The following is a 9,413-nucleotide window of genomic DNA, read 5'->3' as shown; positions in this document are numbered from 1 at the left end:
GTCCATCTTTACCAAGACTTTCCAATCTACCCTATACTTTTCAGATACTTAGCCAACCATTAACCTACTCCCTGACACTCCCCCATTCATAAAGAGACACGATTATTCTACGACTTATATTCCCCAGTTTCAGGGCAACAACAGAAAAAGCATGCAAGGCTTTTGCCATGCATGCTGTCATCCCGTCCTAGAATTCGGTTTTGGTCTGTTCCGACTATGCGATTTGGAGAGGTTGGTCAGACTTGTTTCTGCTGCCCACAAGACCCATGCCCAACAGGCCAACCAGCAAAAGTGCCAAGCTTGCAGGCAAAGGTACTGGCGTCAGGTCATTTGCAACCGCCATCGAGTCAAGATCGCTCAAGAAGTTCAAGCTACCCAAAACACCGCCCGTCGCCAAAGCCGAGAAATCGACCGTCATTGTCGTAAAGAGATCACCCACAGCCAATGCGCCTGCCAGATTCACGATACCGGAATAGGCCACGTTGATCGCGCCGGGCAGGTCGACAAACTCAGAATAGAGTTCAAACTGGAAACCATAGCTCGATCCGATCGTCGAACCCCCATTCGGGTCGGTATCAAGGTTGGTCGTGGTGTCAAAAACCACATTCGCAGGGGCCACATTGATGGAAATTGATGACAAAAGGCTGGACGTGGTCATTTCAAACCCCTGCCAGTCCATGAAGAAATTTATGCGCTCTCCAACAGCAGAGCCATCAATGCCATAATACGATACTTCGTTTTCGGTACCCGCATTTTCTGTGTACAGCGTCGGATTGGCCATCCAAGTCAGCGTTTCGGTTGTCCCATCCGCGAAAGTCGCGCTGATCTGCGCGCCATCCAAGGCACTACCTTCAACACCTGTATTGGCATGCATGCCGTAAGCTGACTGATGGGGATTGTTCGCTTCACGAAGTACGTTGATCGTCGCCGCTTGAGATGCTCCAGCAGCAAATACCAGGATCGCTGACAAGAGAATGCGGGCTTTTGAAAATTTGGGCACGATAACTCACTCCAGAACACAACTAAAAAACTTCTATGCCCTCAATAGCGCGACATTTAGCCGCTTAGCAAGCTTTGTCATCCAAAGTCTTGCCACTTTCTTTCAGACCGTCGGCCTGAACCTTGGGTAATCAGCCTACAACAGACGCTTTGTTTCTATTGGGCCATCAATGGCCAGCGATTGCTTGGAATCCATCGGGTCCGGATCCGCTCAGAGTGTTCCGCGACGATCTTTGCCGAGCTTTGCTTTGTGCCCGAAACAAGAGCCGTCCACGCTTTGGCGCCGGCCGGCTCAGGCTCGGTTGCGGCGCTTCAATAGCCAAAGCCCGCTTGCAAGGATGATGAGCGGCCCGGGTATCTCTAGCAGGAAATTAACACTTACCGCGCTTCCCCAAGAGGGAAGCGTCAGGTGGATCAGTTTATCGATCGCATGAAAGCTGACAGCGCGAATAAGGACGAAGCAGATCACCAAAACGGCACCAAAAAGCGGCAAGGCAGACCGTTTCATAGTGCCCCTGAGCAACCATAGGAAATAGAGTCCCAAGAGAAACCCAGTTAGGGCAAATACAAGGATGAACACGGATTGCATGGTGCGCCTTTGGTCATACCAGCCCTCTGCCAGCGCAATGCACCGCGCAATTGCCGTCATGAAGGATTGCAAATCGAGCTGCTTGTTGATGGTCAGCAGGACCAGCCCGATCGCCAACAATGTCCAGAAGAACCGCTCGCGGTGTCTTGACCTCCGAGGAAAGGGAGCCGCAATGGCGACCCAACCTGCGACCAGTGCTGAAAGAGCGTAGATCAACACTGTCAACCAGCCTCGGATTGTGGGATCGCCAATGCCGGGTGACCAGTCCCCAAGGGCGCAGGTCAAAAATGTCTCTTCGATGATGGCTACTCCAGTTGTCTCTCAAGCGCAGTGGCTAGAATCCATCGTTTCGTGCTTTCTGTGAGGCACCTTTCGGATTGCTCTAAGTAGAAACCAACAACATCATCCGCTGTCAATCGACGGGCAATCGCAGGTCTCGCGTCAACCTGACAGGCCGGATATTGGCTCGGCGTTGGCAATCTCCCACGCCAAGGCTTGGAAGTACGCCGCCTGTCGCGGAGGAATTCTGTCATAGAATGTCCCGTGGATATTCGCGGTCCGCACGGGCATTCCTTGTGGGTTGCGGCGGAAGATGCAAGCGTACATGAGGCATGCCATGGCATAACGCCCACTGATATTTGGGTGGATCGTGTCGAGGAAAAGGTCCTGAATGCCGTTTAGCCCCTCAGGTGTACGGCCAGCAGCCATATCGTCATAGATTTGCCCGAACATGGCACCGCCGGGGATCAGATTTGCAGAGGGCCCGTTACCTTTTCGTTCGTTCACATAGTCGACCATTCTCATATAGAATTGCCGCGAGAAACTGATCCGTTCGCGCCAGGGAATTTGCGTGTCTGGATCACCTCTATCTTCGGGCTCATAGTCTGGGCTCCCTGATTGAAGGTCGGGCCAAGCCTCGAATACAAAGAACCGGCTTACGCCGTTCCCTATTGCGAGATCGTACCAGTCTTTCCATGCCGTCACTGAACAAACATCACCGGGGTCTTGCAAGTGTCGGAAGGGGACGCTCTCGACACCCATAAAGATATCTTGGCCTCCACGCTGCAGGGCCGCTTTCGCATTAATCGTGGCTTGGTGCGCATGATCCCAGTTCCATTGAAATGGCGCTCCTGGTATTGATTGATGCGTGAGCGTGCCGTTTCCACGCCCGTAAACCGAAGAGAAGAAGTTGACCATGTCGACACTCTGGTCGATCAGGCTGTTTCCAACAGTGACCAAGTTGGCGTTCAGTGAAATTTCAGCGGCCTGCGCCGCAGCCATATTGGGCAGACCGCCAATCAAAGGCATCGCCAGCGCAGCCGTGCCGCTCTTCAATATGGTGCGTCTGTTCATTCGGGACATTGGAAAGGCTCCTACAAATGCGCTTCGGAGGCACCGTGGTTCTCGCAATAAGATTTTCCACGGGATTGGAAGCAAGTTAAACAAAGTCTGTTAACCTTTTGGGTTAACAATATTCGACAGTGGTGAAAACGGAAATTTATGGCGTTAAGCAATGGTCAGTCGTCCCTGTACATGAGCTATCTGCCACGGTCCCAGCCAGCGCTCTGCCGACGGGTTAGCTTACCAAGAAGTGAAACACTGGTGTAGATTGTAAAACCTACAGGATCTTTGGCCGCCATGCGCAGTTTCTCTGCAGTTGAGAGTGCGGGCTTTCCCTCATTCTTTTGGAGTTCGGGGAAACGGGTTGCGACTTCGGTGACCCCAATGTCCTGACGGCGTCTCACCTTGATCAGGTTCCGCAGCCCTTCGACCACAGGCCAACGATATTCGGCAGGCACGCCAATGCGTTCTTCCGGCGTGAATTGTAGTCTGACGTATGTGTCGTCGGAAATGATCTGCGGAAATGCACCCCAACGCGCCCGCCCTGTAGCGTTCACCGCAAAAACACCGCAGCCGGGCACGCCTTGCGCCATAAAGGGAACTTGGCAGTAGATGCGTGCATAGGCGCGGCTTACCCAACTTTGAGCGGTCATGCGTACCTTGCCACTGGCATAGCGAGGTTGATCGCAATTCAGCACCTCGTGGAGCTGGGCAAGAAGCTCTTGCCCGACGATGACATCGGCGTCGAGGTAGACTCGGATTCCGGCCCTTACCGCTGTATCACCGGCATTGAGCGCAGCCAGCTTTCCGCCTTCTGCGCGCTCGATGACGATCAAATCCCAACCGCGATTTGAAAAAGCTTTCGCCTGTGCGCGCGCAATTTCTGCGGTGTTATCGGTGCAGCCATTGGGAATGACGATCACCTCAACCGGCCCCCCGCTCCAGCGGGATGCGGCGACAGCGGCAAGGCAATCGCCGATCAGCGCAGCTTCGTTGTTCGCTGGGATCAGCACGGCCAGTGCCGGATCATCCTCTGGGGAAGTTATGCTATCCACACGACGCCTTACTATAAAACAACGCCACCATCTTAGATTGCTGTTGCTCAGCGGCAACCGCTAATCATCGCTTGGGAGCCTTCCTCGGACCGGCAACAAAATAGCCCAAAGTGTTCCGGACTTTGGGCGGTTGGCAAAGATCGTTTGTGCGAATCCGGAATGCATGACTATCAATAAATGGTTAACGTAAAAGTTTTTTGGGTAATAGCGACAAGGATCACGCACCATGACCACACCTTCGAAAGATGGGCTGATCCCCTCGCTTGATGGCTTAAGAGCAGTTTCTATCCTGCTTGTCTTCATTGGTCATTTGGGCCTGAATATCCCCATCCCTGGCGGCTTTGGCGTGACCGTGTTTTTCTTTCTTTCAGGATTTCTGATCACGACACTGCTTTTGAGAGAGTATGCTTCCTACCAAACAATTTCGCTAAAGCGGTTCTACCTGCGGCGCGTGCTTCGCCTCGCCCCACCGCTGCTCTTGACCCTTTTTGGGGCGGCGCTGTTGGTATGGGCGGGGTATGCGCAAGGCACACTTGATCCACTCACAATGTTGAGCCAAGTGTTCTTCTTTTATAACTATTTCTCTCTTTATGGCCCTGTGGAGCCAGTGGTTGAAGGCTTGGGAATACTCTGGTCTCTTTCTGTCGAAGAACATTTCTATCTCATTTGGCCGGTGCTGTTCCTTCTATTGATGTGGGGACGCATCGGGTTGCACCATCTGGTAGGCTTGATCGTCCTGAGCCTGATCTGGCGCTACGTGCACGTCCTGGGTTTCGGCGACGACGAATGGACAGTCTATATTTCGACTGACACGCGATTTGACAGCTTGCTCTTTGGCTGCCTGCTTGCGCTGATGCATGACCGGAAATTGACTTTGCCGCGCGCCTTTCAAAACCCGGTAGCCATGTACGCTATTCTGGCAATGGCTGTGGGTGTCATTCTCTTCACCTTCGTCTATCGGGAAGACGTTTTTCGCTCCACCTTGCGTTATTCACTTCAGGGTCTAGCGCTGATTCCGATCTTTCATTTTGCAGTCACTCGGCCCGAAGCGCTTGTCTTTCAGCCACTGAATTGGGGGTTTGTGCGCAGAATCGGGGTCTGGTCCTACACCGTCTACCTGTGCCACTTCGTCATTATCGAGGCGCTTCGAAACAACGGGGTTGCAGCGGACAATATAGCGCTCTTTTTTGTGCTCGCTTTTGCGCTTTCGTGTTTTTGGGCGGACTTGGTTTTTCGAATCGGCGAAAAGCCCTTTCATCCTTTGCGCAAGAGATTGTCAGGCCCGCCGCAGGCCCTGTGATAGCCACGAAACAGAAATATCGTGTGAAACAACGATCTTCTTTGCTGTGAAAAGCCGTCTTGTGTGATTGTTTGTCGGATAGAGACTAAGAGGTTGCCTCAATAGGGTAGGCTGTCTAACACATGGTCGCGACAGTCTATAAGTTCCTTTCAAAGAGTGCGGATTGGGTTTTCTATCCCAAAGGAACGAGCGTTTAAAAAAGTGTTTGGAATAGTGAATTGGAAAAGACAGTTAGCAAGCCCGCGCTCATTGTTGATTTAGACGGCACTTTGCTGCGCTCCGACATACTCTTTGAAACCTTTTGGAGCGCTCTGGGCAAGAGTTGGAAGAGTCCCTTTCGCGCATTGCGATCCTTGATGGGCGGTAAGGCCGCGTTAAAGCGTCAATTGGCGGAAGACGGCGAGATTTCCGTCGCGACGCTTCCCTATGATCCCGTTGTCATCGCCTATGTTGAAAAGTGGCGTGCTGACGGAGGGACAACGGCCCTCGTAACGGCCAGCGAAGAACAGATCGCAAAACGGATCGGTGAGCATCTGGGAATATTCGATGAAGTCTTCGGCTCTGATGGCACCCATAATTTGAAAGGGCCTAACAAGGCGGCCTTTCTCAAAGACCGCTATGCCGAAACCGGCTTTGCCTATGTCGGTGATGCAAAAGCCGATCTGCCGGTTTGGGCCGAGGCACAGCAGGCGATCACCGTCAATATTCCGGCGGCGTTGAAAAGCCGTGTTGGGGCGCTGCCCGCAACAGCCGAGCATCTGACCACGCGGCCCCGATCCTTCAAACCCTATATCAAAGCACTGCGCCCGCATCAGTGGCTCAAGAATATCCTCATTTTCCTGCCAATGCTGGCTGCCCATCAGTTCGAGGCAGCCACCTTCTGGAATTCATTTCTGGCGTTTGTCGCGTTTTCGATGATCGCCTCGGCGGGGTATGTCTTTAATGATCTGCTTGATCTGGCGGCGGACCGTGCGCATCCGCGCAAGTGCAAGCGCCCCTTTGCATCAGGCGCTTTGCCCATAGCGCACGGAACGTGGCTGGGTGCAGGCCTTTTGGCGATGGGCTTTGCAATCGCAGGTGGCTTGAACGGTTATCTGCTTCTGACGTTGGTCGCATATTTTGGCATCACGATGGCCTATTCCCTGGACCTCAAGCGACGGACTGTAGTCGATATCTGCACCTTGGCGGGTCTTTACACTATGCGGCTTGTTGCGGGCAGCGTGGCGACTGGTCTTGCCCTCTCAGTCTGGCTCATGGCATTTTCTATCTTCTTCTTTTTGTCACTTGCTGCTGTGAAAAGGCAGGCGGAGCTGATTGATACCGCCAAGCGCGGAAAGCTCAGCGCCAGCGGGCGTGGCTATATCGTCGATGACTTGCCGATCATAAGCCAAGTAGCCATTTCATCGGGCTTTGTGTCCGTTCTTGTTATGGCGCTTTATGTCAGTTCGCCCACCGTTGCCTCACTCTATACCTACCCCGAGGCAATGTGGGGTGTCTGTCTCATCCTGCTTTATTGGATTACGCGGATCGTTATGGTGACGCACCGTGGCTGGATGCACGATGATCCCGTGGTCTATGCAGCAAAGGATCGGGTCAGCCAGATTTGCGGCGCCGCCATTCTGCTGTGTGCTTTGGCCGGAGCATTCATTTGACCCTGAAGACACTGATCCTGCGCTATGCGTGCTTTGCCGTGATTGCGACGATCGCAAACCTGGCGGTTCAGCGGCTTGTGCTTACAGCCGGCGATGGGCCCGCGATGTTCATGGCGGCGGTCGGGGCGGGCACGATTGTCGGGCTGGTGATCAAGTACGTTCTTGATAAGCGCTGGATCTTTTTTGATACCGCAACCGGCGCTGCGGCACATGGCAAGAAATTCGGTCTCTATATGGTCATGGGCGTTGCGACGACAGTCATCTTCTGGGGGACTGAAACGGTCTTTTGGCTGATCTGGCAAACCGATGTGATGCGCGAGATTGGTGCCGTTATCGGCTTAAGCATCGGATATGTCGTCAAATACAATCTTGATCGCCGCTTTGTCTTTACGGATGCGACCCTGACACGGGGGCAGGCGGCATGAAGCTGACGGGATGGGGGCGCTATGCCCCTGTTGAAACCGAACTGGTGACCCCCGGTACCGAAGCCGATCTCGCCGCGACTGTTGCAGGCGGCGGTGTCATCGCACGCGGCAATGGCCGAGCCTATGGTGACAGCGCGGTCGGGCCACGCCGGACCGTCGGGATGCTTGCCTTCAACCATATGCTGGCCTTTGATGAAGCAACCGGCGTGCTCGAGGCAGAAGCAGGGGTGTTGTTGGCGGACATCATTGCAACGTTCCTGCCGCGCGGCTGGTTTCCCCTTGTCACGCCCGGCACGAAATTCGTCACTCTGGGTGGGATGATCGCGGCCGATGTACACGGCAAGAACCACCACAAAGACGGATCAATGGCCTCCTGCGTGCAATGGGTCGACATCATGGATGCACAGGGCCGCGTGCGGCGTTGCTCTCCTTTTGAAAACGCAGAGCTATTCAGTTGGATTCCCGGGTCCATGGGGCTGACAGGGATCATCTTGCGCGCCGCGATCAAGCTGCGGAAAGTTGACACCGGTTGGATCAATCAGACGACCATTCCCGCGCCAAATCTGAAGGCGGCAATGATAATCTTTGAAGGGGCACATGACTTTACCTATTCGGTGGCTTGGATCGATTGCCTGCAGACGGGTCGGGGAATGGGCCGGTCCTTGGTCATGCTTGGCGATCATGCAACGCCTGATCAACTGAGTTTCCGCGAAAACCGCGACCCCTTTGCGCTTAAGGCCAAAGGCAAGAAGCGGCTGCCTTTTGATGCGCCGGATTTTGTTCTGTCGGGACCCGTCGTGAGGGCCTTCAACAGTCTCTATTACTGGAAAGGGTCACGGAATGCGGGGACCAATCTGGTTGATTGGGATAGCTACTTCTATCCGCTTGATGCGATTTTGGAATGGAACCGCGCCTATGGACGTCGGGGATTCGTGCAGTTCCAATGCGCATTTCCGCTTGAGAGTTCCGAAGCGGGCCTGACGGCCTTGCTGAGGGCGATCGGAAAGGCGGGGAGTGGGTCATTTCTGGCAGTGCTGAAGCGCTTTGGCGCGCAGGGGGGTATGTTTTCCTTCCCGATGCCGGGCTACACTTTGGCACTGGATTTCCCCGCCAACCCAGCAAATCTTGCCTTGCTCAAGGAATTGGACAGGATCACCATTGATCACGGGGGCCGGTTCTATCTGGCCAAAGATGCACGCATGTCGTCAGATGTTTTACACGAAAGCGACACACGGGTGCCTGATTTCATTCATAAAAGGGCAGAGTTGGGGACAGACCGGGCTTTCCAGTCTGCGCAATCCGAAAGGTTGTTGTTATGAGTAAAGGTGCCGTTCTCATTCTGGGGGCGCGGTCAGATATCGGTATGGCCGTGGCGCATAGGTTTGCTGCTCTTGGTCACCCGGTACAGCTTGCTGCGCGTAACGTTGAATCCCTTGATCGCGCAAAGGCGGACATCGAAGTGCGCCATCGTGTGTCTGTCAGCCTGCACAGCTTTGATGCGCTGGCTTTTGATACCCATGCCGCTTTCGTCGACAGCTTGCCAGAACTGCCTCAGATCGCCGTATGTGTTGTCGGATATATGGGTGAACAGTCACAGAATGAGCGTGATCTATCTGCGGCCTCACTTGTGATGCGCAGTAACTTCGAGGGGCCGGCAAGCATCCTTGCTGAATTGGCGAACCGGTTCGAGGCGCGCGGGTCTGGTACACTTGTGGGCGTCAGCTCGGTGGCGGGCGACCGTGGGCGGGCGACCAACTATGTCTATGGCTCGGCCAAGGCAGGCTTTACCGCCTTCCTTTCAGGTCTACGCAACCGCATGGCCAAAAAGAACGTGCATGTGCTGACGGTTTTGCCGGGTTTTGTGGCGACGCAGATGACTGCAGGGATGGACCTGCCCGCGAAGTTGACAGCACAGCCAGCAGAGGTGGCCAACAAGATTTCTAGCGCTGTCGCATCGGGCCGGAATATCATATATGTCCGGTCCATTTGGTGGCTTATCATGATGATTATCCGCAATATCCCCGAGCGGATTTTCAAGGGAATGAAGATCTA

The 9,413-nt window shown here is 54.1% G+C and carries 9 protein-coding genes; 5 read left to right on the top strand and 4 right to left on the bottom strand.

Translation table 11 applies throughout. From position 1 onward, the window contains the following. Positions 1–214: 214 nt before the first annotated feature. From NWQ23_RS15535 to NWQ23_RS15520, 4 genes are all read right to left on the bottom strand, one after another. Positions 215–970 carry a hypothetical protein gene (locus NWQ23_RS15535; RefSeq protein WP_306167301.1) on the bottom strand — a complete coding sequence of 252 codons (756 nt, stop codon included), beginning with the start codon at positions 968–970 and terminating at the stop codon, positions 215–217. Between the two features lie 321 nt (positions 971–1,291). After that, complete coding sequence (locus NWQ23_RS15530; protein WP_306167300.1) at positions 1,292–1,804, bottom strand: hypothetical protein; 513 nt, start codon at positions 1,802–1,804, stop codon at positions 1,292–1,294. 225 nt (positions 1,805–2,029) lie between these two features. Continuing rightward, entirely contained in the window at positions 2,030–2,941 is a 912-nt protein-coding gene (locus NWQ23_RS15525) for a hypothetical protein (RefSeq protein WP_306167299.1), read from the bottom strand. Positions 2,942–3,126: 185 nt separating this feature from the next. Next, positions 3,127–3,984, bottom strand: a complete 858-nt coding sequence (locus NWQ23_RS15520; protein ID WP_306167298.1) for a glycosyltransferase family 2 protein — start codon at positions 3,982–3,984, stop codon at positions 3,127–3,129. Between the two features lie 226 nt (positions 3,985–4,210). On the opposite strand from NWQ23_RS15520, the gene NWQ23_RS15515 reads away from it, so the two are divergent. The 5 genes from NWQ23_RS15515 to NWQ23_RS15495 form a co-directional block, all read left to right on the top strand. Beyond that, entirely contained in the window at positions 4,211–5,284 is a 1,074-nt protein-coding gene (locus tag NWQ23_RS15515; RefSeq protein ID WP_306167297.1) for an acyltransferase, read from the top strand. A 218-nt stretch (positions 5,285–5,502) separates the two neighbouring features. After that, positions 5,503–6,936 carry a UbiA family prenyltransferase gene (locus NWQ23_RS15510; protein WP_306167296.1) on the top strand — a complete coding sequence of 478 codons (1,434 nt, stop codon included), beginning with the start codon at positions 5,503–5,505 and terminating at the stop codon, positions 6,934–6,936. Continuing rightward, positions 6,933–7,361 (top strand): GtrA family protein, encoded by a 429-nt coding sequence (locus tag NWQ23_RS15505; protein ID WP_306167295.1) that lies wholly within the window; start codon positions 6,933–6,935, stop codon positions 7,359–7,361. The genes NWQ23_RS15510 and NWQ23_RS15505 overlap by 4 nt, the downstream gene beginning before the upstream one ends. After that, positions 7,358–8,680, top strand: coding sequence for an FAD-binding oxidoreductase (locus tag NWQ23_RS15500; RefSeq protein ID WP_306167294.1), 1,323 nt, complete (start codon positions 7,358–7,360; stop codon positions 8,678–8,680). Before NWQ23_RS15505 ends, NWQ23_RS15500 begins: the two co-directional genes overlap by 4 nt. Continuing rightward, a partial coding sequence (locus tag NWQ23_RS15495) for an SDR family oxidoreductase (RefSeq protein ID WP_306167293.1) occupies positions 8,677–9,413 on the top strand: 737 nt, incomplete at its 3' end. The genes NWQ23_RS15500 and NWQ23_RS15495, both read left to right, overlap by 4 nt.

The sequence above is a fragment of the Yoonia sp. genome (genome assembly GCF_030731595.1).
Lineage (GTDB): Bacteria > Pseudomonadota > Alphaproteobacteria > Rhodobacterales > Rhodobacteraceae > Yoonia.
The sequence above is the reverse complement of the archived record's forward strand: the minus strand, read 5'-3'. Positions and strand labels throughout refer to the sequence as shown.

Excerpts from the sequence above, each read along its gene's own strand:
- NWQ23_RS15525 (WP_306167299.1), bottom strand. The coding sequence starts at position 2,941 with ATGAACAGACGCACCATATTGAAGAGCGGCACGGCTGCGCTGGCGATG.
- NWQ23_RS15515 (WP_306167297.1), top strand. The coding sequence starts at position 4,211 with ATGACCACACCTTCGAAAGATGGGCTGATCCCCTCGCTTGATGGCTTA.
- NWQ23_RS15500 (WP_306167294.1), top strand. The coding sequence starts at position 7,358 with ATGAAGCTGACGGGATGGGGGCGCTATGCCCCTGTTGAAACCGAACTG.